General features: G+C 61.6%; 16 protein-coding genes. 10 read left to right on the top strand and 6 right to left on the bottom strand.

Annotation, left to right across the window (positions count from 1 at the left end):
- Nucleotides 1-183 precede the first annotated feature (183 nt).
- Nucleotides 184-3,696 carry a DNA polymerase III subunit alpha gene (dnaE, locus tag AC58NV_RS12445; protein WP_497227420.1) on the top strand — a complete coding sequence of 1,171 codons (3,513 nt, stop codon included), beginning with the start codon at nucleotides 184-186 and terminating at the stop codon, nucleotides 3,694-3,696.
- Nucleotides 3,697-3,904: 208 nt separating this feature from the next.
- On the opposite strand, the gene AC58NV_RS12440 is transcribed toward dnaE, so the two are convergent.
- Nucleotides 3,905-4,099 carry a SlyX family protein gene (locus tag AC58NV_RS12440; protein WP_366660787.1) on the bottom strand — a complete coding sequence of 65 codons (195 nt, stop codon included), beginning with the start codon at nucleotides 4,097-4,099 and terminating at the stop codon, nucleotides 3,905-3,907.
- Between the two features lie 197 nt (nucleotides 4,100-4,296).
- On the opposite strand from AC58NV_RS12440, the gene hisS reads away from it, so the two are divergent.
- The 3 genes from hisS to hisG are packed head-to-tail and all read left to right on the top strand — an operon-like array spanning nucleotide 4,297 to nucleotide 7,570.
- The gene (gene hisS, locus AC58NV_RS12435; RefSeq protein ID WP_497227419.1) at nucleotides 4,297-5,784 is read left to right on the top strand and encodes a histidine--tRNA ligase; all 1,488 of its coding nucleotides are present in this window, start codon (nucleotides 4,297-4,299) and stop codon (nucleotides 5,782-5,784) included.
- A 2-nt stretch (nucleotides 5,785-5,786) separates the two neighbouring features.
- Complete coding sequence (locus AC58NV_RS12430; RefSeq protein WP_497227418.1) at nucleotides 5,787-6,875, top strand: ATP phosphoribosyltransferase regulatory subunit; 1,089 nt, start codon at nucleotides 5,787-5,789, stop codon at nucleotides 6,873-6,875.
- Entirely contained in the window at nucleotides 6,872-7,570 is a 699-nt protein-coding gene (gene hisG / locus AC58NV_RS12425) for an ATP phosphoribosyltransferase (protein ID WP_366660784.1), read from the top strand. Before AC58NV_RS12430 ends, hisG begins: the two co-directional genes overlap by 4 nt.
- A 293-nt stretch (nucleotides 7,571-7,863) precedes the next feature.
- Here the strand turns inward: hisG and AC58NV_RS12420 are convergent, their stop codons facing one another.
- Nucleotides 7,864-8,295 (bottom strand): DUF1489 family protein, encoded by a 432-nt coding sequence (locus AC58NV_RS12420; RefSeq protein WP_497227417.1) that lies wholly within the window; start codon nucleotides 8,293-8,295, stop codon nucleotides 7,864-7,866.
- 195 nt (nucleotides 8,296-8,490) lie between these two features.
- On the opposite strand from AC58NV_RS12420, the gene AC58NV_RS12415 reads away from it, so the two are divergent.
- The 3 genes from AC58NV_RS12415 (at nucleotide 8,491) to AC58NV_RS12405 (ending at nucleotide 12,436) form a co-directional block, all read left to right on the top strand.
- Nucleotides 8,491-10,776 (top strand): adenosylcobalamin-dependent ribonucleoside-diphosphate reductase, encoded by a 2,286-nt coding sequence (locus AC58NV_RS12415; protein ID WP_497227416.1) that lies wholly within the window; start codon nucleotides 8,491-8,493, stop codon nucleotides 10,774-10,776.
- 328 nt (nucleotides 10,777-11,104) lie between these two features.
- Entirely contained in the window at nucleotides 11,105-11,866 is a 762-nt protein-coding gene (locus AC58NV_RS12410; RefSeq protein WP_497227415.1) for a hypothetical protein, read from the top strand.
- 54 nt (nucleotides 11,867-11,920) lie between these two features.
- Complete coding sequence (locus tag AC58NV_RS12405; RefSeq protein WP_497227414.1) at nucleotides 11,921-12,436, top strand: hypothetical protein; 516 nt, start codon at nucleotides 11,921-11,923, stop codon at nucleotides 12,434-12,436.
- A 764-nt stretch (nucleotides 12,437-13,200) separates the two neighbouring features.
- Here AC58NV_RS12405 and AC58NV_RS12400 read toward each other — a convergent pair.
- The 4 genes from AC58NV_RS12400 to AC58NV_RS12385 form a co-directional block, all read right to left on the bottom strand.
- Nucleotides 13,201-14,589 (bottom strand): methyltransferase domain-containing protein, encoded by a 1,389-nt coding sequence (locus tag AC58NV_RS12400; RefSeq protein WP_497227413.1) that lies wholly within the window; start codon nucleotides 14,587-14,589, stop codon nucleotides 13,201-13,203.
- Between the two features lie 139 nt (nucleotides 14,590-14,728).
- Nucleotides 14,729-18,034 (bottom strand): glycosyltransferase family 4 protein, encoded by a 3,306-nt coding sequence (locus AC58NV_RS12395; RefSeq protein ID WP_497227412.1) that lies wholly within the window; start codon nucleotides 18,032-18,034, stop codon nucleotides 14,729-14,731.
- A gap of 49 nt (nucleotides 18,035-18,083) precedes the next feature.
- Nucleotides 18,084-19,916: a DUF4422 domain-containing protein gene (locus AC58NV_RS12390; RefSeq protein WP_497227411.1), complete on the bottom strand. Its 1,833-nt coding sequence runs from the start codon at nucleotides 19,914-19,916 to the stop codon at nucleotides 18,084-18,086.
- Entirely contained in the window at nucleotides 19,913-20,911 is a 999-nt protein-coding gene (locus AC58NV_RS12385) for an NAD-dependent epimerase/dehydratase family protein (RefSeq protein WP_497227410.1), read from the bottom strand. The genes AC58NV_RS12390 and AC58NV_RS12385 overlap by 4 nt, the downstream gene beginning before the upstream one ends.
- 162 nt (nucleotides 20,912-21,073) lie before the next feature.
- Here AC58NV_RS12385 and AC58NV_RS12380 point away from each other — a divergent pair, with 162 nt between their 5' ends.
- From AC58NV_RS12380 to AC58NV_RS12370, 3 genes are all read left to right on the top strand, one after another.
- Nucleotides 21,074-23,656 (top strand): glycosyltransferase, encoded by a 2,583-nt coding sequence (locus AC58NV_RS12380; protein ID WP_497227409.1) that lies wholly within the window; start codon nucleotides 21,074-21,076, stop codon nucleotides 23,654-23,656.
- A 93-nt stretch (nucleotides 23,657-23,749) separates the two neighbouring features.
- A complete protein-coding gene (locus AC58NV_RS12375; RefSeq protein ID WP_497227408.1) occupies nucleotides 23,750-24,907 on the top strand; it encodes an NAD-dependent epimerase/dehydratase family protein in 1,158 nt (385 codons plus the stop codon).
- A gap of 177 nt (nucleotides 24,908-25,084) precedes the next feature.
- Complete coding sequence (locus AC58NV_RS12370) at nucleotides 25,085-26,089, top strand: hypothetical protein (protein WP_497227407.1); 1,005 nt, start codon at nucleotides 25,085-25,087, stop codon at nucleotides 26,087-26,089.
- Nucleotides 26,090-26,165: the final 76 nt, after the last annotated feature.

Genomic DNA, 26,165 nt, shown 5'->3' with positions numbered 1-26,165 from the left:
GATGCGGGTAGGGCATTAATATTTATGCGTTTTATCCGCATCTTTGTGCTGGCTTTACGCGCCTGCGGCGAAAGAGTTTCAACAAAATGGATAAAATGCGGGGTTCACCGCACCGGTTTTGGCGGGTGTTCGGCGCGCAGATCGCCCTTTCACCCCTGCGTGTCAATAAGATAGCGTGGCGGCATGACAAGCTCTCCCCGATTCATTCACCTGCGCACCCATACCGAATACTCGCTGCTGGAAGGCGCCGTGCGGCTGAAGAAGCTGCCGGACCTGTGCAAGAAGCACGAGATGCCCGCGATTGCGGTGACGGACACCAACAACCTGTTCTCGGCGCTGGAGTTTTCGGTGTCCGCAAGCGGCGCCGGGGTGCAGCCGATCATCGGCTGCCAGGTGGATCTGCGGTTCACCGAGCCGGCGCCGGGGGAACGGCCCAAGCCGCCCGCGCCGCTGGTGCTGCTGGCGCAGAGCGAGGCGGGCTATGAGCATCTGATGAAGCTGAACTCCTGCCTGTATCTGCGGCAGGGGGGCGAGCTGCCGCATGTGACGCTGGAAGAACTGGAAGAGAACGCGGGCGATGTGATCTGCCTGAGCGGCGGGCCGGACGGGCCGGTGGGGCGGCTCTTGCGGATGGGACAGCGGCCCGCAGCGGAAGCGCTGATGCAGCGGCTGAAAGAGATCTTCCCGGACCGCCTGTATGTGGAGCTGCAGCGCCATCCGGGCGAGCACGGCCAGCCGGAGGCGGAGAAGCAGACCGAGCGCGGCCATGTGGAGATGGCCTATGCCATGGACCTGCCGCTGGTCGCCACCAATGACATCTATTTCCCCAGCACGGAAATGTTCGAGGCCCATGACGCGATGATCTGTATCGCCGAAGGCGCCTATGTCGACCAGGTGGAGCCGCGCCGGCGGCTGACCGCGCAGCATTACTTCAAGAGCCAGGAGGAGATGGTTGCGCTGTTTGCCGACCTGCCCGAGGCGATTGAAAACACCGTTGAGATCGCCAGGCGCTGCGCCTTCATGGCGTACCGGCGCGACCCGATCCTGCCGAAATTCGCCGATGACGAGGTGGCCGAACTGCGCCGCATCGCCAACGAGGGCCTGCAGCAGCGTCTGGCGGTGATCCCGCATGCGGTGAGCGTCGAGGAATACCAGGAACGGCTCGATTTCGAGCTGGGCATCATCGAGGGGATGGGGTTCCCCGGCTACTTCCTGATCGTTGCCGACTTTATCCAATGGGCCAAGGACCACGACATCCCGGTGGGGCCGGGGCGGGGCTCCGGTGCGGGCTCGCTGGTGGCCTATGCGCTGACGATTACCGACCTCGATCCGCTGCGCTACAGCCTGCTGTTCGAACGCTTCCTGAACCCGGAACGGGTGTCGATGCCTGACTTCGACATCGACTTCTGCATGGACCGCCGGGAAGAGGTGATCAAATACGTGCAGGAGAAGTATGGCCGCGACAAGGTGGGGCAGATCATCACCTTCGGCGCGCTTCTGTCCAAGGCGGCGGTGCGCGACATGGGGCGGGTGCTGCAGATGCCCTATGGCCAGGTGGACCGGCTGTCCAAGCTGATCCCGGTCGAGGGCGTGAAGCCGATGTCGATCGCCGACGCGCTGAAGGAAGAGCCGCGCCTGAGCGAGGAGGCCCGCAACGAGCCGGTGGTGGACCGGCTTTTGACCTATGGCCAGCAGGTGGAGGGGCTGTTGCGCTCCGCGGGCACCCACGCGGCGGGCGTGGTGATCGGCGACCGGCCGCTGGATGCGCTGGTGCCGCTCTACCGCGATCCGCGCTCTGATATGCCCGCAACCCAGTTCAATATGAAATGGGTGGAACAGGCAGGACTGGTGAAGTTCGACTTCCTCGGCCTGAAGACGCTGACCGTCATCCAGAACGCGATGGACCTGATCTTCCAGTCGGGCCGCGACCTGCATATCGCCGAGGACGGCACCCAGCTTTATGAGCCGCCGGAGGGGGCGGAGAACCAGATCAACGCCATTCCGCTGGACGACAAGGTCACTTACGACCTCTACTCCCGGGCCAAGACGGTGGCGGTGTTCCAGGTGGAATCCACCGGCATGATGGATGCGCTGAAGCGCATGAAACCCACCTGCATCGAGGACATCGTGGCGCTGGTGGCGCTGTACCGCCCCGGCCCGATGGAGAACATCCCGGTCTATTGCGAGGTGAAGAACGGCCAGCGCGAGATCACCTCTGTCCACCCGCTGATCGACCATATCCTGGAGGAAACCCAGGGCATCATCGTCTATCAGGAGCAGGTGATGCAGATCGCCCAGGTGATGGCGAACTACACGCTGGGCGGTGCTGACCTGCTGCGCCGGGCGATGGGTAAGAAGATCAAGGAGGCGATGGACGCCGAACGCCCGAAGTTCGAGAAGGGCGCGGCGGAGAACGGCGTCGACAAGAAGAAGGCCTCCGAGGTTTTCGACCTTCTGGAGAAATTCGCCAACTATGGCTTCAACAAATCGCACGCGGCAGCCTATGCGGTGGTGTCGTACCAGACCGGCTGGCTGAAGGCGAACCACCCGGTGGAGTTCATGGCCGGCGTCATGAACTGCGATATTCACCTCACCGACAAACTGGCGATCTACTTCGAGGAGGTGAAGAAGGGGCTGGGGCTGAAATACGTGCCGCCCTGCATCAACCGCTCGCTGGCGACTTTCAACGTGGTGAACGGGGAGCTGGTTTATGCGCTGGGTGCGCTGAAAAACGTCGGCCTGGACGTGATGCGGCTGGTGGCAGAGGCGCGGAAGGAGGGCGAGTACGAGAAGCCCTTTGTCAATGTCTACGACTTTGCCCGCCGGGTGAATCTGAAGAAGGTCGGCAAGCGTCCCTTGGAAATGCTGGCCCGCGCCGGCGCCTTTGACCAGCTGGACAGCAACCGCCGCCGGGTGTTCGAGAGCCTGGGCGCGCTGGTGGATTACTCCGCCGCCGTGCATGACCAGAGGAATTCCAGCCAGGTGTCGCTGTTCGGCGAGGCGGGCGAGGACCTGCCGGAGCCGCGGCTGCCCAATGTGCCGGACTGGCTGCCGGCGGAACGGTTGAGCGAGGAATTCAAGGCGATCGGGTTCTACCTGTCGGGCCACCCGTTGGACGACTACATGCCCGCGCTGAAGCGCAAGGAGGTGATGACGCTGGACGAGGTGACGGCGAAGGCCGAGCGCGGGCCGTTCATGGCCAAGATGGCCGGTGTCGTCGCCGGGCGGCAGGAGCGCAAGTCGGCGCGCGGCAACCGCTTTGCCTTTGCCCAGCTGTCGGATCCTTCGGGCGCCTTCGAGGTGACGCTGTTCTCCGAGGTGCTGGAGAAGTCCCGCGAGTTCCTGGAGACCGGCGCCAAGGTCGTGATCACCGCCGAGGCCACGATGGAGAGCGACCAGCTGAAGCTGCTGGTGCGCTCGGTCGGGCCGGTGGACAGCGCCATTGCCGATGCCGGGCGCAGCAGCTTGCGGGTCTACCTGAGCGATGCGGCCGCTGTGGGCACCGTGGCGCAGGTGCTGGAGGACGCCAAGGCGGCGGCCCGCAATGCGTCGCGCGGCGAGGTGTTCATGTATCTGCAGGATCCCGGCCTGCCCGGCGACGTGGAGATGGACCTGGGCCAGCCCTTCCCGATCAACCCGCAGATCAAGGGCGCGCTGAAGTCGCTCGACGGGGTGATGGATGTGGAGGAGATTTGAGGAGGCTCACTTCTGATTGAAGCCAGACGGCCCGGAACAACGGCGCGGAGCGCCCAGGGCCTGCGGCAGCCCGTTCGGGCGGGCTGGCGCAATGGTGAGGTTATGCGCTCCGCTGGAGAGGTCGTACGGATGTGGCCGGGATAAACTGCCCCGCACCACCGTTGAGACGCCATCCCACGGGCCGCCGCAGGCCCGTTCGCAACTGGCCTCAGTAATGCGGCGGGCGTTCGTCGGCGAAGACCACGCCGCCGGTGCCTTCCTGCTCGCGGGTGGCTTCGCGCTGCATCAGCATGGCGACGCGGCGGGTCAGCACGTCGATCTCCTGCTGCTGGCGGGCGATCACGTCGCTCATCTCCTCCACGCTGCGGGTCAGATGGGCGATTTGCTCTTCCAGATGCTGCATGGTTCAGGCCTTTGATTGCGGATGTGCCTAGATAGGCGCTTTGGCGCGGCGCGTCCATCATCAAGCCGCACGCATATTGAACTTGAGAATTTCGGGCAAAAGGAAGCAGGCGCCAGGCCCTGCGCAGCCTTGCCGCGCGGGGCGGCATCCGTTAGACCGCCGGGCGAGTGAAACCGCTACCCGTGAGGAGGCCGCAGATGGCCAAAGTGAAGAAACAGCCCCGCCCCAAGGCGCAGACGCCGAAGGGGTTCCGTGACTATTTCGGTGCGGAGGTGACCCAGCGCAGCGAGATGCTGCGGGCCATCGCGGGTGTGTATCATCATTACGGGTTCGAGGCGCTGGAGTCCTCGGCGGTGGAAACCGTTGAGGCGCTGGGCAAATTCCTGCCCGACGTGGACCGGCCGAACGAGGGCGTGTTTGCCTGGCAGGAGACCGAGGACGACGGCAACGGCGACTGGATGGCGCTGCGCTATGACCTGACGGCGCCGCTGGCGCGGGTCTATGCGCAGCACCGCAACGACCTGCCGACCCCCTACCGCCGCTATGCGATGGGGCCGGTCTGGCGCAACGAGAAGCCGGGGCCGGGCCGCTTCCGCCAGTTCTACCAGTGCGATGCGGACACCGTGGGCACCGCCTCGATGGCGGCGGACGCGGAAATCTGCGCGATGCTGTCCGACACGCTGGAGACCGTCGGCATTCCGCGCGGCGACTATCTGGTGCGGGTGAACAACCGCAAGGTTCTGAACGGTGTGCTGGAGGCCATGGGCCTCGGCGCGGAAGACAGCAAGCGCGACGACGTGCTGCGCACCATCGACAAGTTCGATAAGGTGGGCGAGGCCGGCGTGCGCGAGCTGCTGACCAAGGGGCGGCTGGATGCCTCCGGTGCTTTCATCGACGGGGTTGGCCTGTCGGACGATCAGGCCGCGCCGGTGCTGGCGTTCCTGACCTCCAAGGCGGCGGAGGCTGCGGGCACCATCGCCAACTTGCGTGCCGCGGTGGGCGACAGCAAGGTCGGCCAGGACGGTATCGCCGAGCTGGAGCAGATCGGCGAGCTGCTGGCTGCGGGCGGTTACGGCAAGGACCGGATCGAGATCGACCCCTCGGTGGTGCGCGGCCTCGGCTACTACACCGGGCCGGTGTTCGAGGCGGAGCTGACTTTTGAAATCCTCGACGAGAAGGGCCGCAAGCGGCAGTTCGGCTCGGTCTCGGGCGGCGGGCGTTATGACGGGCTGGTCAAGCGGTTCACCGGGCAGGAAGTGCCTGCAGTGGGCGTTTCGGTAGGTGTTGACCGGCTGCTGGCGGCGCTGCATGCCAAAGGGCGGCTGTCGGCGGAGGCCACAGGACCTGTGGTGGTCACCGTGATGGACCGCGACCGGATGGCGGATTACCAGGCGATGGTGGCGGAGCTGCGCAACGCGGGCATCCGGGCCGAGGTCTATCTGGGCAATCCCAAGAACTTCGGCAACCAGCTGAAATACGCGGACAAGCGGAACTCGCCTGTCGCCGTTATCGAAGGCGGCGACGAGAAGGCCAATGGCGTGGTGCAGATCAAGGACCTGATCCTGGGCGCCAAGATCGCCGAAAGCGCCACCTTGGAAGAGTGGAAGGAACGCCCGAGCCAGTTTGAGGTGCCGCGCACTGAGCTGGTCGCCAAGGTGCGTGAAATCCTGGACGGGCAGGGCTGATCATGACGCTCCGTTCTGACATTCAGGCCCGCGCCGCGCAGCTGCGGGTCCGCTTCGAGGCCGCTGGCGCGCAGGTGGTGGACACTCCGCTGCTGCAGCCTGCGGGCACCTTGCTGGATCTTTACGGCGAAGACGTCCGCGCCCGCGCCTATGTGACCTCGGACGCCCTGCGCGGCGAGCAGATGCTGCGCCCGGACTTCACCGTGCCGGTGGTGGAGGCGCATATGCGCCACGGCGCCGAGCCTGCGCGCTATACCTATTCCGGCGAGGTGTTCCGGCGCCAGGAGATCGACCCGGACCGGCCCAACGAATACCTGCAGGTCGGCTATGAGGTGTTCGAGCGCGATGATGCCGCGGCGGCGGATGCGGAGGTGTTCTCGCTGTTCGCGCTGCAGGTGCGCGGGCTGCCCTTGCGGGCAGCGACCGGTGACATCGGCATTCTGATGGCCGCGGTGCAGGGGCTGAACACCACCGGCAAACGCAAGGCGGCGCTGATGCGCCACATCTGGCGGCCGCGCCGGTTCCGCTCCTTGCTGGACCGGTTTGCGGGGCGCACCCCGGTGCCGGAGAGCCGCAAGAAGCTGCTGTCGACCGAGGGCGACCTGAGCGGCTCTGCGGTGGAGATCGGCAAGCGCCGCGCGGCAGAGGTGCAGGTGCGGGTGGAGGCACTGCGGGAAGACGCCAAGGAACCGCCGGTTTCCGAAAACGAATTGCTGGCGCTGGAGGCGCTGATGGCAGTGCGGGAAACCGTGCCGTTTGCCACCGAGCAGATGCGCGACATCGCGGTGGACCTGCCGCAGATCATTCCGGCGCTGGACCGGCTGGATGCGCGCACCGCGGCGATGAAGGCGCGCGGCGTGGATGTGGAGAACCTCGACTTCGAAGCCTCCTACGGGCGCACTTCGATGGAGTATTACGACGGGTTTGTCTTTGGCTTCTACGCCGAGGCGCGGCCCGATCTGCCGCCGGTCGCCAGCGGCGGGCGCTATGACGCGCTGACCCGGCAGCTGGGCGAGGGCGAGGAGATCCCGGCCGTGGGCGGCGTCATCCGCCCCGACCTGATGCTGCAGCTTGAGGAGACCCGCAAATGACCCTGAAGCTGGGTGTGCCGTCCAAGGGGCGGCTGATGGAAAAGACCTTTGACTGGTTTGCCAAGCGCGGCGTGACGCTGTCGCGCACCGGGTCGGACCGGGAATATGCCGGTGCTGTCGAGGGCGTGTCGAACATGGAGCTGGTGCTGCTGTCGGCGGGCGAGATCCCGCGCGAGCTGGCGGCGGGGCGCATCCACCTGGGCGTCACCGGCACCGATCTGGTGCATGAGAAGCTGCCGCGGTTCGAGCAGCAGGTCGAGGAACTGGCGGAGCTGGGGTTCGGCCATGCCGATCTGGTGCTGGCGGTGCCGCAGTTCTGGATAGACGTGGACACTCTGGATGACCTGGATGCGGCGGCCTCGGCGTTCCGCGCAGTGCACGGCCACCGGCTGCGGATCGCCACCAAATACCACCGGCTGGTGCGCGAGTTCCTGACCGACGCCGGGGTGGCGGATTACCAGCTGGTCGACAGCCAGGGCGCCACCGAAGGCACGGTGAAGAACGAGACCGCCGAGATGGTGGCCGACATAACCTCCACCGGCGAGACGCTGCGCGCCAACCACCTGAAGCTCTTGAGCGACGGGCTGGTGCTGAAATCGCAGGCGACCCTGTGGCGCAGCCGGGTGGCGAAATACGGCACTGACGAGAAGGCGGCGCTGAACACGCTGCTGGATCTGCTGGAACACCGCAAATAGCCGCGGCGGCTGGCACCTGCCGCATCCGGTGATTTTGAGTATTTGAGCAAAGAAGAAGTACAGGTTCTGTGCTTTCTTCTTTGTCACAAATACTCACTGCGCTGCGTTCGCCCCAAAGCAGCAGGCGAGGGGCCACGCAACTTCTGCAGGCAATTCCCGGCGTTTCTTGAATGCCGCGTGGGGGCTCCCGCCCTAAGCAGGAAGCATCACAGATACTTCCGCTCCGGTTGGGCCGGGCGCCGGGCTGATGCCCGGCGCTGGCGAAGCATGCCGTGGGGGGAGTGCGGACAGCCTCAGATAACGCCGATTTCCGCCAGTGCCTGTGACAGTTCCGGCGGCAGCGGCTCCTCCTGTTTTTTGCCTTGGGGCAGGTCAGCGGGCGATTCCTCCGGTTTGAGGTAGCGCCAGCCCTGGAACGGGCGTTTCGGCGCCGTGTGGGTGCGGTGCAGTTCCGGGTCCAGGATGATGGCGCAGCGGCGGATGCCGTCCTCGCCCGTGACCTCATCCAGCCGCAGCACGCGCTGGCGGCATTGGATCAGCCCCTTGATCACCCAGTAGATCGAGCCGCCGTTCAGGATCTCCGCCTCGCGCTTGGGCCACATGCGGGTGACGTGGCGGGGCAGGCCCTCCGGCAGTTCCCGGTGGCGCATCTCCTGCCAGGCCATCAGGCTTTCGACGCTTTCGGTGCCCACCGAGAGCTTTACGAGATTCACGCGCTTATCCACAGGTTCCCCACAGAGTCGTCCAGAGCTTTGACAGTATATAGTAGTTTACGGGCTGCCGACTTCAAGGTATTGTGTTCCCCCACGCTTTTGCTGCAAGAAAGCATTCACAATTCGCGGATTCGCTGCCGGGGTCATTTCCGGTGCCGGTGCCGCTTTTCCGACGCTAAGACGCCACACGACTCAAAGGACCGACACATGAGCCGCTTTGCCGCCCCCATCGCCGAGCAGATCTGGGATATGAAATACCGTTTCAAGCAGGCCGATGGCGCGCCGATCGACGTGACCGTCGAGGATACCTGGCGGCGCATCGCGCGCGACCTGGCGCGGGCGGAAAAGAAACCGGAAGTGTGGGAAGAGAAGTTCTTTGGCGCGCTGGAGGATTTCAAATACCTGCCCGCGGGCCGGATCACCGCAGGCGCCGGCACCGCGCGCCAGGTGACCCTGTTCAACTGCTTTGTGATGGGCACGGTGCCGGACAGCATGTCGGGAATCTTCGATATGCTGAAAGAGGCGGCGCTGACCATGCAGCAGGGCGGCGGCATCGGTTATGACTTCTCCACCATCCGGCCGCGCGGCGCCGATGTGAAGGGCGTGGCGGCGGATGCCTCCGGCCCGCTGTCGTTCATGGATGTGTGGGACGCGATGTGCCGCACCATCATGTCGGCCGGTTCGCGCCGCGGCGCGATGATGGCGACCATGCGCTGCGACCACCCGGATATCGAAGCCTTCATCACCGCCAAGTCCGACCCGGCCCGCCTGCGCATGTTCAACATGTCGGTGCTGGTCACTGACGACTTCATGGAAGCGGTCAAAGCCGACGGCTCCTGGGAGCTGCAGTTCGACAGCAAGGTCTATCACACCGTCGAGGCGCGCGACCTGTGGAACAAGATCATGCAGGCGACCTATGATTATGCCGAGCCGGGCGTGATCTTCATCGACCGCATCAACAAGGCCAACAACCTCAGCTATATCGAGAACATCTGCGCCACCAACCCCTGCGGCGAGCAGCCGCTGCCGCCCTACGGCGCCTGCCTGCTGGGTTCGATCAACATGGCGCGGCTGGTGGCCAGCCCGTTCGAGAAAGACGCGCATCTGGATCAGGCGGCGATGCAGGAACTGGTCGCCACCGCGGTCCGCATGATGGACAACGTGGTCGACGTCTCCAAATTCCCGCTGGAAGCACAGGCGCAGGAAGCGAAGAACAAGCGCCGGATCGGCCTGGGCGTCACCGGCCTGGCGGATGCGCTGCTGATGCTGGGGCTGGAATACGGCTCCGACGAGGCGGCGCGTCAGACCGATGAATGGTTGCACGCGATCGCCCGCGCCGCCTATCTGGCGTCGGTGGACCTAGCCAAGGAAAAGGGCGCCTTCCCGCTGTTTGACGCCGAGGCGTACCTGAATTCCGGCAACATGCTGAACATGGACGACGATGTGCGCGACGCCATCCGCGAGCACGGCATCCGCAACGCGCTGCTGACCTCCATCGCGCCGACCGGCACCATCTCGCTTTATGCAGGCAACGTGTCCTCGGGCATCGAACCGGTGTTTGCCTACGCCTATACCCGCAAGGTGCTGCAGAAGGACGGCTCCCGCACCGAGGAGGAAGTGGTCGATTACGCGGTGCAGATGTACCGCGAGAAATTTGGCGCCGACGCCAAGCTGCCGGAGTACTTCGTCAACGCCCAGACGCTGAGCCCCGCAGCCCACGTCAAAATGCAGGCGGCGGCGCAGAAGTGGATCGACAGCTCGATCTCCAAGACCATCAACTGCCCGGAAGACATCTCCTTTGATGACTTCAAGGACGTCTACATGCAGGCCTGGGACCAGGGCTGCAAGGGCTGCACCACCTACCGCCCGAATGACGTGACCGGCTCGGTCCTGTCGGTGAGCGAGAGCGCTGACACGGCGCCGGGCGAGACCGCGCAGGCGCCGCATGAAAGCGACAGCGCGGAAGTGGTCTACATGTCGGAGCCGCTGGACCGCCCGCAGTCGCTGGAGGGCCATACCTACAAGCTGAAGTGGCCGGACAGCGAGCACGCGATCTACCTGACCATCAACGACATCATCATCAACGGCCACCGCCGCCCGTTCGAGGTGTTCATCAACTCCAAGAACATGGAGCATTACGCCTGGACGCTAGCGCTGACCCGGATGATCTCGGCCGTGTTCCGCCGCGGCGGCGACGTGTCCTTTGTCGTCGAGGAGCTGAAAGCGGTGTTCGACCCGCGCGGCGGCGCCTGGGTGCAGGGCAAGTACATCCCTTCGATCCTGGCGGCGATCGGCGGCGTGATCGAAACGCATATGGTCAAGACCGGTTTCCTGGAGGGCGAGGGCATGGGGCTGAAATCCGACCCGCAGGCGCAGGTGGTGAACCTGAACCAGCCGCGCGGCAAGGCCTGCCCCAGCTGCGGCCAGTTCGACATGCAGATGGTCGAAGGCTGCATGACCTGCCGGAGCTGCGGCCATTCCAAATGCGGGTGATTGGGGCAGTGTAACTTGTTCGGATGTGTAATTGGCGTTAGATCGCTGCCAAAACGCCCTAATCGGCTGCCAATTGTAGGCCCTCAAATTTCCACCGGTCCAGAAATGGGCCGGTTTTTATTTTATTTCAATGCCTTGGGCGGGCCGCGGTTTCGGCTATCTGTTTCGTGATGACACACTCGCTCCGACTAGTTCGCTCAGTTGACTTAAGCGTCCTTGTTCAGCAGGACTGAAGCACAAACCTGGCCAGGTTCTTTCCTTCAATTCCCCGAACGCAAGATGTGCAATCGGGAGCCAAACGGCGCGGCGCGCCGGGAAAGGACCAGTTATGTCCAAGATCAAGTTCATCGAAGCAGAGTTCCACAATGCCGACAAAGACCGGCGTGCAATACGGCAGCGCCTGGAACGTTTCCTGAAAACGCGCCGCGCCCTCGAGCGCGGCATTGTGCCTCCGGACCCGGAGGATCCTGAGGACCGCCTTCGGTGGGAAACCGAATTGATGCAGGTTGGTTTCGGGCGCGAAGGCCAGGACCGCGTAGACCGCCGGGTGGGCAGGCTGGCGGAGCGGCGGGCAGCGGCCGCAGGTCTCTCCCATCTCAAACTCGACGACCGGAGAGCCTTGGAGGTCCTGCGTAACGGTGTGGAACTGATCCGGATCCGGACAGAGCATCAGGCGGATGAAATCGCCGCCGGGATTCATGCCGGCATGCCCTGGATGGCGCCCGCGACAGATCTTCTTTGGAAATCCATGCGGCGCTCGGTCCGCAATGGGGATGCGGGCTTCCGCCTGCCTCCGGTTCTTCTCGACGGACCGCCGGGGATCGGCAAAAGTATGTGGGCCCGCCAGCTAAGCACCGCCCTTGGTGTACCCCGGTGTGGCGTGGACCCGGATGCAGATGAAGCAGCACTGCGCGCCGTCAAAAGATTGCACGGGGCCCGGAGCCTCCATGATCTTTCGACCGAAATCGGCATGCAGAGCCGAGGGTACCGTGCTTTGCTCCGGTTTCTGCGCCGAGATATTTTTCGGCTTTTGTCACACGAGGGGATCACGCCAGGCTCATTTGTTGCTTTGGCTTCGGTAAAGGCGTGACCTGCTCGGCTCGCGGGTAGGGTAACGGAAGCTGCATCAAATGGATTGGTCGACGTGATCGAAGCCGCGGAGAGATCACGGTGGCCGGTAGTCGATATCGTCAATGGGGTCTTGGGGGGACACTTTTCCGCTGTTGAGATCGTTGATTCCACGCTGAAATTTAAGGCTGTCCTTGTTCATCCTTTGGAAGTTAGGGCGGTGTTGTCCAAACAGGCCTCTACCGGAAGCATCAGTATTGAGGAGGCGAGCACTCGGCTTGGAATGAAAACCTTCGCAGTAAGCGCTTTGACGAAGATCTTGAACGTGAACGATGAGCCGTTGCTGCCGCAATCTTATGTGTCGAACTCCAAAGGGAAAAAGGTTCGCGTGTTCGATCCCGGTCACGTAGCGGAATTTTCTAAACGATACGTTTCACTTGCGGAGCACTGCCGTATGATCCGGCTCATCCCAAAAATCGCGAAGGGAAGGCTGGATGGGTATGGAATCTTACCGATTGCCCCCCGGCAGGCGCTCAACGGTTTCTACTATCGAAGGGATCAGTTGGCTGGCCTGAGGTTAAAAGGCGACTAGTGAAAGCAGCTTCAGGAAATGTAGCCGCCCTTTCTGGGCGGCTTTTTTAGTTTTGAGGAAGATTTTGTGGCAACGAAAGGGCCGACAGAATGGCAGCGCTCCTCGCCGAAGGTTTGAAAAAAGTGAATAAAAACAGTATGGGTGGATGGCGGTGTGGCAGAGAATTGGCGCCTTTTACAGGATGGCCATAAATAACCCATATGGGCGAATTTTTCGCCCATATGACAGTTGATTAATGCCCGTAATTGGGTAAGGCTATGAATTTAAATAAAAAATTTCACGCTCTCAGGCGGTGTGTGCTTGGCGCGTGAAAAGTGGTACCTGACCTTAGCGTTCTACCTCCTATACAGCGGTCAGCACTATGGGCTGCGGGGTGCAGATAGCCAGCTTTGCAAAGTTGTGGTGTGAGCGACGGGTCAGCTAGCATATGCGGCAGGCCGGAGGTCCGCCTCGGGCTTGCTGCCGTCATGTCAGGGGTAACCAAGATCCGCTCTGGTCTTCCAGGGTGGTTGCCTGGTCGCCGCGACGCCGCAAGGCGGCAGTGAGCCCACAGCCGACCTTGTCCTAGCCGGTTGTTCTCGCCACCGCAGCACGTCGTTCACAGCCCATTGCTGCCGTCGCCGCCTGGCTTGGACGCGGCAGGCGCATCTGACTGCTCGCAGTTTAAAGCGGGCGTCGGGAAGGAAAGTTGGGTAAACCGCTCAATATAGGACTCTTTGCCGTTCTCTCCTTATTGCAGCAGGCGGCAGCGCTTCAGGCTGCTTTCACTGCCGGGTTTGCGGTTTGGGGGCCGCGACGCAGAAAACGAGATTTGTTGCCAGCTCGCGCTCTTCGATATCCGGGATTGTGTTACGGACCCGGCTGAGGATTTCTGGTGTCAGGCGCTGCAGCGTGGAGGGGGAAGATCCGATCTCCTCCCAGGTTTCGATGTCGAAGTACCTTTCGGTGATGGCGCGGATATCGTTGAGCCGGACCCGGTTCAGATGGGTTTTGACGTAGTTGTCCTCGGGGGCGCTGGCGGCAAATTCGATATGGTTCCAGTCGTACAGCCGCAGATGCTCCGGGTTGCTGGTGTCAAGTTGCTCCGGCCAGGCCGGGTTTCCATGATGCCCGTTCCAGCAATAGTAATTGTGGTGGGTGTAGATGAGCCTGGCCCCTTCTTTGCACAGAAGGGCCAGCTCGCTGAAGACCTGCTCAAGCTGCATTAGGTGTTCGGTCACATTGTGCAGGGAAATGGCGTCGAACGTGTTGTCAATGGTCAGGTCTTCCAGTTTGCCCTGGATCAGGTTGATCGCCGGGAGGGAGGTGCTGATTTCGCGCGGTGTCACCCCAAGGTCTGCAATGCTCCGGGTGCGTTTGTTACGTGTGCGGGTGCTGTCGAGCTGCATCACGGGATCCAGGCCGGTATAGGACTTGGCGCCGGCAATCAGAAACCCCATGCCATAGCCGCCGAAGCCGCAGCCGACATCGAGCACCGCTCCGCCGCGGATGTGAGCCTGAATACGTTTGGGCCAGGTGATGTAGTCGAATTCAACCGACGCGCTGATCAGATGCGGATCGTAGCTCCGCAGCGCAGCCGGCAGGTCGTTTGCATGGTTGAAATATGCGATTGCCGCTGCTGCTGGATCGTCGTTCCAGCGGCCGCCGGGGGGGAGGCCTGCCAGTGTCTCCGCTGCGGCAAGCAGACTGTCGTCCGGACCGATTTTCCGCGCTTCGAGATATCCGGAGTTCAAAGTCTCCAGCGCCAGAGCAGCCGCCTTTGCGTTTAAGGCGCCGTCGACCTGGGCCCGCACGCGCAAGGCGCCCTCATGCTCCGCGTCGTTGGCAAGCGCCTTGTCCACAAGCGTTGCCGCCTTCCCGGTATCACCGCTAAGCAAGGCGAGCCGCGCCTTCAGCGCCAGGGCGCCAGGGTGAAAGGGGCAGGCTTCCATGAACGCTTCCAGGTGGGTTTCTGCCGCAGCGGTATCGCCGGTTTCCAGTTCGATCCGGGCCAGATGAAACGAGGCGACGCTCCTTGGCTTGCCGGCGGCAAGCGGTGCCAGGATGCAACGTGCCGCTTCCCAGTCACGGCGCTGCATGGCTTTCTTTGCCTCGGCCATATCCACGGATGGGGCGTCCTTGTGGCCTGCTGTCTGGGCATTTTCTAGTTGCATTGGTTATCGGCCTCTTCAACGAAAATGTTGCGAACGGCCTGCCGGAATAGCGGAGGCCGCCTCTTTTTGCTGGATCAAGAACGTCCTGTGCCTGCCGGTCGCAGCCGGAGCTGCTGCTCATGCAATTTCACCAGACAGGTCATCCCGTTCGCCCGTCGTCGCTTCCCAGAGCTTGCAGCATCCGTCGTGCGCGGGTCATCCAGGGGCGGCTCTCCGCAGTCTGGGCTTTGGAACCGCCGGCGGGTTGCAGGTCGCCTTTGACCGGCACAAGTGCGCGTGATGCCGTGCCGCCCGGGGCAAGCTGCCCGTTGCGGACAAGGTCCCCCGTTTCCAGAATTCGCAGCGATACACCTCCGTTGCCGGAAGACAGAAATGCGGGCAGCACGGGGATGCGGAACGCATGCCGTTCGAGCCCGGGTGTGCGGTGGTCCAAGGACGGGTCCCGGTAATCTGCCGGGCAGGCATATACGGGTTCGGTGTCGCGCATGACGACTATATGAAGCGTTTTTTCCGGGCGTGCCCGGTCCCAGGCCCAGCCTTGCAGCCAATCGTTCTCCTGCCAGCAGCCGCTGGGGGGCAGGGCAAGGAACGAACGCGCATCGCTCAGAAGCTGGGAAGGCCTTTCGTCCAGATGCAGCGGTGCCGCTTCTGCCAGTAGCAATTCACTGCGGGTCTGCATGGCGAGGCGTTCCAGTTCAGGCCGGCCGGTTTCCTGGGCAAGCCGCATCAGTTCGTCAACAGACTGCGCAGAGGCTTCGCCGGCGGCGCCCGGTGCCGCTGTGTGCAAGTACTGCTGAGCTTCGTATGGCAGGCTGTGCGCCATGCTCTCCGGCACGCCGTCGCGTTGCTGGATATGACCGGGCCCGGCATTGCTATCCAGCCTGGCTGCAGCAGAAGCGCCTTCGGTCTGCCGCTGGAAAACCTGGCACAGGGCCTCCTTTGTCAGGACCGGCTTTCGCGAGGAAAGCGCGTAGGTGTTTTCAGCCAGCTTGCTTATGCGCAGAAACTGATTGCCTGCCTTCTCTTCCCCGTCAAAAAGGCACCAGTTCAAAGCATAGGTCGAGCCGGCTTCCCAGCTGTCCGGGATCCTGTAGCAGGACAGGGTAACGAGGTCGCCAGCGTCAGAACCCTGGTGTTCTTCCACAAGGTCTGCCTGTTGGGCGGAATCCCGGGCCAGCAGACGCCGGTTGCCTGCGCCGCGCGCAAAGAGCCAAAGCGTGTTCGTCTCCTCGTCAAGTCCGGCAACCAGCTTGCGTTTCAGCGCGCCGCTGATGTCGGCCCGGTTCCAATCGGCCGGTGTCAGCCACAGCGGGACCTCCAGCGGCCGTCCGCCGTCGCGTAGGGACTTGCTGCCTATGGCCCGGTTGCTGCCGTTCACCAGATGCAGTGCGCTCAGCAGAATTTTCCGCTGGGCCAGCCCGGACCCGTCAATGAGCGGTTTCGCCTTGAGGTAGGCGTATACGGTGTCGTCGGTGATCGCTTGCGTTTCTTCCTGCGCCCGGGGCCAGTCCAGCAACGGTTCGGGGCAAACCATCAGATCTTCATTGAACGCGACAGCGGCCCGGGTGACGAACTCGTGAAGGATCCCCCTCTGAACATCATAGGGCTCGAACGGCCCGATCTTTTCATAGGTCGCGTGGCGTATGGCGAACAGCTCCGGGCCATAGGCGCGCGGCGACAGGAACTGCGAGGCAACATCACTGCCTGCGGGCATTCCCTGCACCGATTCACTGGCGCTGAAGAAGCTGGTGAACAAGCAGTCCGGGCGCTGCTCCAGCGCGGTTCGGGCTGCTGCAAAGAAGCCCGGAGCCGGCTGCACCGAGGTGCCGTGTGCGATCACGATGGCATCCGCCCCCGGCAAATCCGCCAGCGCGTTGAGCGTGCTGCCGGCCGCTTGGCCGATACAGGCAAGCTCTGTCACGTCCAGCCCTGCCTCCAGCAGCAAGGCCTTGGCTTCGGCCGCAGCGTCTTGCAGGTTCGCATCATTGTAGGCGAGGGCAACGCTGTCGGGACGGTCGTGCAGCAAGGCCTGGGTCAGCGCCTCCACGTCATCACCGCTGCGCAGCAGCACGGCATAGCGGAGCGCCTTAACCGGGAGGCCGGGTTTGTCGACGTCTTCTGTAATGGCAGCAATGGCTTGCCGGGCACCGAGCTGCTCGATCAGTTCCCCGAGGTAGGCATGGAAGCCATACCACACCTGCAGGTTCTCCTCATTGGAGAACCCCGGCCGCGCGATCCGCTGCCCGTGTTCGAGCACCGTCTCCAGCCGGTCGGCGAGCGCTGTGGAAGTCGGTTCGACTAGGCAGTCTCGGTGATCCCTCTGGTCAATCAGTTCGGCAGTGCCGCCGACATCTGTGGCAATGAACGGAATATTGCATTCCAGTGTTTCATAGACTGCCATGGTTGAGTTTTCGATCAGCGACGGCATCACCGCGATCATGTCGCGCGAACACATGTGGCTCAATGCTTCCGGCTGGTTCTTGTCGGTGATGAAGCGCACCGGGAAATCCCAGCCGCGGGCCTTTTCCTCGATGTAATCCTGCACCTTCCTGCCGCCTTGTGTGGCAAGCGCCCCTCCCCATTTGCCCATGAAGGTCACGCTGGACGGGGCGACCCGGCGTTCGCGCAGAATATCGAGCGCGTTGCACATCAGTTCGACACCCTTGCGGCCTTCCAGGCGGCCAAAGAAGATCAGTTCACGTGTCTTAACAACATCGCCCGGCTGGCGCGGCGGGCGCTGATCGGTCACCGGCACCTTGGAAAAATCCACGATGTTGGGCTGCACAAAGACATTGGCATCCGGTACTTTGTAGCCGATTTGCTCCATGAAGGTGATCAGATGGGCGGAACCGCCGATAACCGCATCCGCCAGTTCCACGCATTTCTGTTCGGCGTAGGCGGCCAGAACCAGGTCGCGCCGCTCGATCGGCTGCATCTGGTAGTGGCGGTTCCAGATATGCGGGGAAGACGTCTTGACCAGGAAAAGCGTGTCCTGAAAGCCTAGCCCGAGGCGTTTGGCCATCAGCGCATAGAACATGCCGCCGCGCCATTCTGACGTGTGTACGACGTCAAACCGCTCCTGCTCCCGCAGCCATTGGTAGGCGGCGCTGTAGCGGGACTGCCAATTCAGGGCGCTGCCCCAGCCGGTGCTGCCGGGAATGTCGAGATAGTGCAGCGTGACCCCGAAGGCCGCGAAATGCTCCACCCAGTGCTCAGGGGTTTCATCCTGAACCACAGGCCCCTTCAGGAACAGAACATGCACATCATGCCCGTGTGCGGCCAGCCCTTTGGACAGATGGTAATATGTCGAGGCGATGCCGCCGTTGCGGACGGGGCCGATAATTTCCTCGGTGACAATACAAACCCTGAGCCTGTGGTTTGAACTGCTGAGGCCGAGGGACGAAATAGCAGGGAAATTCTTTACATTGAAATTGTCGATCTGCATGAAATCTCCGTGTGTTTCGATGCCTGTCCGGGCGGCCGCTGCCGTCTCCTCAGGAGCGCCCGCCCGAACAGGCGTGGTACAGTTTCAGCATTGGAATTTTCAGAATTGGAATGTGCTCTGCGGTTTTGCGGCCGGCCTGGACCAGCAAGGGCCACAACGAACGCTTGCGGCGGCGGCTGCTTCCCGACATGCCGCTTACAACCTCGCCGTAGAACGGCGTGCGGATCAGCGCCTGCCAATAGTGCTGCGCCTCGGGAACTGCATGGCCCAGCCAGGGTTTGAAGTCCCGGTCGGCATAGTGAATGATCCAGGGGTCGCGGCGGGCCGCCAACGCTTCCCGGCGGTTGTTCCGCGGCACCCGGCCATAGGCCTGCACAGGTGCATTGAAGGCATTCCATCGCGCGTCCAGAAGACAAACGCTGTTCTTGAAGTGGACGTTCAGGATGTCCTGATCCCGAAAAAAGTACCGCCGCTCACCAGCCATACGGCGCAGCGTGCGGCCGGTTGCTTCGGGATCTTTCATTGCGGCGAAGTTGAACAGCAGCACCCCGGCGTTGAAGTAGCGCCCGATTTCACCCTCTGAAAGACCGAGCGTCTCGCGCTGGTATCTGGCCAGATCCGGCACTTCGGGATCAATTGTTCTGGTGGGGCCGGCCAGGGTGCGCGTCATGATCCAGTCGGGCACCGCACCGATTTCCGCGGCGCCAAGGTCTGAATCATACAGTTTGCCGATGTCGGCTCTGACGATGACGTCGGCATCCAGGTAAAGCATGCGGTCCAGCGCGGGAAACAGGGATGGCAGCAGGAACCGGTTGTAGGTGGCGTTGGAAGGAGCGCGTGATGCCGATCGGTAGCAGCCGTTAAAAATCCCATTGGCATTGATCGGATGAAAACTGTCATCCGGCCGCTCTCCCATCATGTCTTGCAGGAGTGCCAGATCCGGTTCATCGATATCTGAGTGCAGGAAAAAGAAATTCAGCGGCCGGGCGGGATCAGCGTGATCGAGCACGGAGCGCAGCATGGCGGCCGCATGAGGGAGAAATTTACGGTCGCTGGAGCAGGCAAAATTGATCGCGCCGCGCTCCGGGCGGTCTGCGGCTGCGAGGTATGGGGACACCGCTGCGCGGCTGAGATTCAGGATCGGCACTTCCTTGATGCGCAGTGACGGGTTTGTCCGGCTTTCGTGATGCACAAAGACGGTCAGCAGCCGCTCCGACAGAAACCCCGGATAACGCGCCTGGTAGTCGCTGTAGGTGTCGCGATTGAGTGGCGCCTGTTCGACCTTGAACAGAATGTCGAACAGCCAGCGGCAATACCGGTCGAAGACAGGTTTTGCCATGATCGCGAGATTGCCCAGCCGCACCTCGTACCCGGATGCCACGGTGTCCAGGCTGGCGGCATATTCCGGGTGGTCGCGCCGGATGATGCTGCACATCGCTTCCCAGTCTTGTGCCTGGTGGCCGGACCGGTAGTTCTCCTCGACTGTTCTGCCCATGCGGTGCAGCCGCGGCAGCACGATGTCCCAGTCCGCGCCTTCCCGTTCCAGCCACTGTTCAGCTTCGCGGCACCAGGTGCGGGTGTCGAACTCTGCTGGAAAAATCTCTGCCGGGCCGGACAGGGCACGGCCGGAGAGATCCAGCAGCCGACGGTAGTGCATAAGCCCGGTCAGATCATTTGCTGATCCATTTTTCCAGGCCCAATACAGTACGGTCAGCTCGCACCAGGTTTCGTTTTTCTCCGAGATGTTCACGCCAGTATCGTCGCCGCTCATCTGCTGAACCGGAGTCCGGGCGAGCGCCCGGCCTGCCTGGACAGGAAACACGCTGGTGCTCTGAAGGCGCGGCGCAGATTTATGGTACGCGACGTAGAGGGCAGTGTTCATAACACCCCTTCACCAGCATTCCGGCTTGCATAGTACGCTTGTGTGTTTCGTATTCCCTCTTCCAGCGAGGTAAGCTCGCCGCCAAGCAGAACCTCTGCATCCTCGCGGGAGGCAATCACATCGCGAGGTTCGGTTCTGAGCAGATCTTCTGCTGGGATTTTAGTATAGCGCAGCACCTTGCCGGTCGCCGCTTCAACCGCGCGGACCACATCCAGCAATGAGCTCGAAACACCTGCGCCCAGTGTATTCACACGGGCCGTTTCTGGACCGTTTTGTACTCGCAGTGCCTGGGTGGCGATGCCACGGCCAACATCCCCCGCGTAGATGAAATCGCGCCGCTGCAAGCCATCGCCGTTGATGAAGACTTCCACCCCTTCCAGGGCTGCGCGCGTAAAGGCGTGAATAGCGCTTTTCTTGTTTTCGGAATAGCGGCCATACACGTTTGTCATGCGGATGACTGAGAATGTGCCGCCGCGCATTTCTACCAGCTTTTCCAGAATCATTTCTTCTGCTGCCTTAGTCGCGCCGTAGAAGTTCTTCGGGCAGTAGGCTGAGGTGTTACGGACCTCGAAGGTTCCGTCAAACAGCGCACCGGCCGTTGAAATCAGAATGAAATGATCCCCAGGCCGTACCGTTGCCAAGACAAAGCTGGAAGGCTGGCTGATGTTTGCCTCAATGAAATCAAGGGGTCTGTCCTTGGACTCGGCTACCCGGGTCTCGCCGGCCAGAAATACGAAAATGCGGCTGCCGAATTCATGGCTATCCAGTTCATTCAGAAATTCCTGCGCGCCTGGCTCTTCGTAGCCGCCGCAGTAGGCGGGAACGTCAAGAGCTTCATGACCGGGTGCTGCGTTGGACAGGTTGTCGATCACTGCCGGAGATAGCCCGGCGAAAGCGGAGTTGTTCTGAACTGTTTCAAGGATGTTGCGGCCTACGAAACCATAGCCGCCGATGAGGATGAAGGCGGAGCAGTTCTTCATAAAAATTCCTTTCATCTATGGGTTGCGTACCTCTAATTTGCGCGTGATAAAAGCGAAAAAATCGCAATGGTTTGCTTCTACCGGCGGATGCGGCTGAAAGGCTGTTGCGCCCATGAGCAACCGTTTCAGTTGATTCGCGCAGGGTGAGGCGGGGCAGTGCCGGGCTTAAGCTATGACTTGTCTGTTATTCTCACAGCGCACGATGAATCGCTGGTATGCGGGCCAACGATCAGGGCTGCCGACGATGCTATCCGTGCAGCGGAGGCAAAGGGATACACTGTTGAGCGCCTAGTTGCACTGGACAGTGCCACCAAAGAGACACAGGAGTGGTTCTCGCAGCCACGGCTGGAGAACTGGCGGACAGTCAGCTTTAGCGAGCGCGATCTAGGCCGGGCACGAAACGCTGCCCTGCGTTTGGCCAAGGGGCGCTGCATAGCCTTCCTGGATGCCGATGATCTGTTTTCGGAAAACTGGCTCAGCGCCGGGATGGACCGCTTGCGGCAAGCCGAGCAGGCGGGACAGCGTGTGATTGTGCACCCTGAGCTCAACTGGCTCTTTGACGGGACGCATTCGGTCTTCTTGAAGCCGGATCAGACGGATCCCTTGTTTTCGCCCTATCACTTCTATTGCATGAACTACTACGACAGCCTGTGCCTGGCCCCGCGCGAGGCACATATGGAGCACCCCTACTCGACGCGCAACATTCCGGCGGGCCTGTCGTTTCAGGACTGGCAGTTTTCCATCGAAACGATGGCGGGGGGCTGGTTGCACCTGAACGCTCCGGACACAATCATCTTTAAGCGCCGGCGCGGAGCTTCGCTGGTCACGGAAAGCCGCGCACGAAAGGCCGTTGTGCGGCAACTGGAGCCGATGGCCGTGGATCGGATTGCAGAGCTTGGCGCATGCAGCCAAGCTGTAACTCGGCCGGAAAGTCCACAGGCGCTCCTTCCACCGCAACCTGACCAAGTTCCGCACTACGGGAATGTATTTGCTGCGCGGGTGGAGCGCGCCCGGGCGCGCAAGGGGAGAGTCGCTTGGCGCGACCGGCGGGCGTGCAAGGTCATACGGCCCGAGTTCGACCATGCATTTTACCTTGCTTCATACCCGGACATTGCCGCTCTCGAGAACTTTGACCCGGTGGCGCACTATGTGCGGGCGGGCTGGAAAGAAGGCCGTAACCCGGCACCCTGGTTTTCCACCAAGGCCTATTTGAAAACCTATCCGGATGTGGCCAGCAGCGGGGTGAACCCCTTTTTTCACTGGCTGGAGAGGGGCCGAGCCGCGGGGTACGTGCCCCGCCCGGTGGCTGAGTTCGACACTATGGCCAAAATGCTCGGTTGTTCTGCTGGTGATGCATTCACATTATGGAAATCCCGGTATGATGGCCTGAGACAGCGGCTGGAGCGGGGAGAACTCGGTGCTCAGGTGGCGCGTGCCGCCCGGCACGAGCCGTTGGTAGAGCAAGGGTGGATGCAAGCTCTGCAGGTCAAGATCCCGCCGTTCAACTCAGACGCCGTCTCAGAGCGCACAGCGGCGATTTGGCGCCTGAATGGTGCTACCGGGAACCGGCGCGCACGCTATGTGATCTGCGTGAACCGGCCCCGTTTCGGTACCGCACCGCGGTTTGAAGGTCATATCGCTCGGGCTCTGGCGGGTGAAAAGGCGAGCGAAGTACTGGTCGTTCTGACGGATCAGTCCGGAGCCATGCCGGAAGGCAAGCTGCCGAAGGATGTTCGCGTGGTGGACTTTGCTGCGCTGACCGCCTGTCTGAAGAAGGATGCCCGCCTGCGGCTCCTGGCAGAATTCTTGCGTGCTTTGCATCCAGAATGTGTCTTCAACGTGAATTCCCGTCTGCTGTGGGACGCGATGACACCTTACGGAACTGCGCTTGCGTCGTCGGCGCAAATCTTTGCCTGCCTGTTTTGCAACGAGCAAACCTCGCATGGCTATTGGACCGGTTACCCGCTTCGCCGTGTCTATCCGCATTTCCAGCAACTTGCGGGAATTCTCACGGACAGCCAGTTCCTTGCGGACGAGCTATGTGAACGCCATATGCTGCCGCGCCGGCTGGCGGAGCGGGTGCACGTCCTGCCGAGTCCTGCAGACAGCACGATCCCGGCCGCACCAACACCGCAAGCTGGTGTGGCCCGCCGGCCCCAGATCTTTTGGGGCGGACGGATGGATCCACAGAAGCGGGCCGGATTGGTCTATGAGATTGCCCGCAGCCTGCCGGAAGCGGACTTCCGGATGTGGGGAGCCAGCGTGCTGGAAGGAGGGCCGCCTCTTCCGGACCGCCCCGGCAATGTATGCTTGGAAGGCGAGTATGAGCACTTTGCCAGCCTGCCGCTGGGGGAGGCCGACGTTTGGCTATACACCTCAGCTTGGGACGGGGTGCCTGTGCAGTTGCTGGAGGCTGGCATGACGGGGATTCCGCTCGTGGGGGCGGACGCTGGCGGGACGCGGGAAGTGCTGCGTCCTGGGCTGGCTCATTGCCTGCCCGCGGATGCGCCCGCCGATCAATGGGCCGCTGTCATCCGCATGGTCCTGGCTGATCCCGCTACGGCGCGCGCAAAAGCACTGGAATTGCGCGAGACTCTTTTGCGGGAACGCACAGAAGCGTTGCACGCCTCGGCACTTGCCAAAGCGATGTCAGCGCCGCTTTCAGCTGCGCACGGGGTGACGGCTGCAGCTGATTTGAAGGAACAGGGCGGCAAAGCGGCCGCATTACTGAGGAGTGCATCCAGCCGCTTGCAGCAGTGAAGCATGCTCCAGTTTCACGGGCGTTTTTCTACTTGCGAAAGCAATCTTTGCGGTATTAATCTTTACTAAAAGCAATCAAAAGGCGAATTTTTAATGAAAATTCTCATTCTTGGAGGGGACGGGTTCTGCGGATGGCCGACGAGTCTCTACCTTTCCAATCGCGGGCATGACGTTGTTATTGTGGATAATCTCTCCCGCCGGAAAATCGACGTGGAGCTTGAGGTTGAAAGCCTCACGCCAATACGGCCCATCGGGGAGCGGCTGCGTGTCTGGAAGGAGCTGACCGGTAACGCAATCCGCTTTGAAAATCTCACGGTGGGACAAGACTATGAGCGTCTGCTCACTCTGATCCGTGAGGAGCGGCCCGATGCAATCGTCCATTTTGCGGAACAGCGGGCCGCGCCTTACTCTATGAAAAGCGCTGCGCACAAGCGCTACACGGTTTCAAACAATCTCAATGCGACCAATGATGTGCTGGCGGCAATTGTCGACTCCGGTTTGGACACGCACCTGATCCATCTCGGAACCATGGGAGTCTATGGATACGGGACTGCCGGGATCGAAATTCCAGAGGGCTATTTGAATGTAAAAATCCCAACACCATCGGGTGACGTTGAGCAGGACATCCTGTACCCGCCGAACCCGGGATCGATCTATCATATGACCAAATGCCAGGATCAGCTCCTGTTTGCCTTCTATAATAAGAACGACGGTGTCAGGGTCACGGATTTGCATCAGGGCATCGTGTGGGGCACGCAGACGCCGGAAACCAAGCTGGACGAAAGGCTGATCAACCGTTTCGACTACGACGGCGACTATGGCACGGTTCTGAACCGCTTTATCATGCAGGCGGCGGTCAATTACCCTGTCACCGTGCATGGCACAGGCGGCCAGACGCGGGCTTTCATCCATATTCAAGACACCTGCCGCTGTATTGAAATGGTGCTGCAAAACCCGCCGCAAGACGGCGACCGGGTCCGCATTCTGAACCAGATGACGGAGACACACCGGATCCGCGACTTGGCTCAAATGCTTCACACGATGATGGGTGCCGAGATCTCCTATCTCGACAACCCGCGGAACGAAATGGCCGAGAATGAACTGAAGGTGAACAACGAAGGGTTCATGTACCTCGGTCTTGAGCCAGTCAGACTGAAGGCAATCCTGATGGAAGAAGTTCGGGAAATTGCTCAGAAGTACGCTGCACGCTGCGACACCTCCAAGATCCCCTGTGTATCGCTTTGGAAATAGCGCGAAAGGAGCGGCGGGAATGCGTATCCCTGGAATTGTGCGCTGCCTAAAACCCGCCGCCTGATACCTCACCGACATTTTTTTTCGCTGGGCAGGTTGCTGCGCCCGGCTTTCAGGCGGTGCTCCGCGCCGCAAACCGCTCTCTGCACCCGTTAGGACAGGAAAAGGCCTCACATCATGTACTTTGAAATCGCCAGAGGCGCCGTCGGCAGCCCGTTTATCGAAAGCCTTAACCTTCCCGGATTAGTGCTTACTCAGCGTCAGAGCGGCGCTCCCGGGATGCTCTCCTATATGGAACGGGCGATGCTAGCCGCGCTTGCCAGCAAATATTATCGCGGTGATGGTGCCATCATCGACGGCGGCAGCTTTTTTGGCTCCTCCCTGGTGGCCAGCGCTTCAGGAATCCAGGCCAACCCGAACTTGGCCAGCATGGATTTCTCGGGTTTTCCCGATGCCAGGCCTCTTCACGGTTACGAACTGGGGTTCCTGCCTGCGCCTGCCAGCGATAAGATCGACAGAAACAGGGTCTTCCATGGCACACCCTATGTTCTGGGTGAGAGCTTCGTTCCCATTCTGGAAAAGAACGTAGCCCCCTACAGAGACCTGATCTCGCTTCACATTGGTGACTTGAACGAAGAAGTATGGGAGGGCGCTCCTATTGAGATAGCGTTTATCGATGTTTGCAAAACCATGCGCTTGAACGCCCACGTGTCGAAGCAGTTTTACCCCTCGATGATCGGTGGGAACTCTGTATTGATCAATCAGGACTTCTTCTTTGACCGGCTGCCCTGGATCAAGGTCACAATGGGCTATCTCAAGGACTATTTCCGCTGGGAGGGCCAGGTTTTCACTTCCTCGATCTATACCAGCATCAAGGACGTGCCGCAGGACGTGGCGGATTATGATCCCTTCACCCAGGGCAGCTACGAAGAATGCCTAGCCTATCACGACGCTATCGCCTTCCCCGGTATCGACCGCAAATATGAGTATTTCCTGGAATTGTCGCGCGGCTACCTGATGGCGCTCAAGGACCGTCAGAACGACGCCCTGGAGCATCTGCGTGCGGTGGCCGACCGCTATCAGGATCTGATGGCGGATGAACACACCGACCGCGGCAACCAGTTCCGCATGGAGCGAGCGGTGCGCCAGATTACCAATGGCAACATCTTTAAGGTGTCCTGACGGCTGCCGCGAAGCCTGATCAAGCTGATAGGCTGCTTTCCAGGTAGCGGACGTGCATATGCCGCCTCCAAGCGGC

This window comes from Leisingera sp. ANG49 (assembly GCF_059694505.1).
The sequence above is the reverse complement of the archived record's forward strand: the minus strand, read 5'-3'. Positions and strand labels throughout refer to the sequence as shown.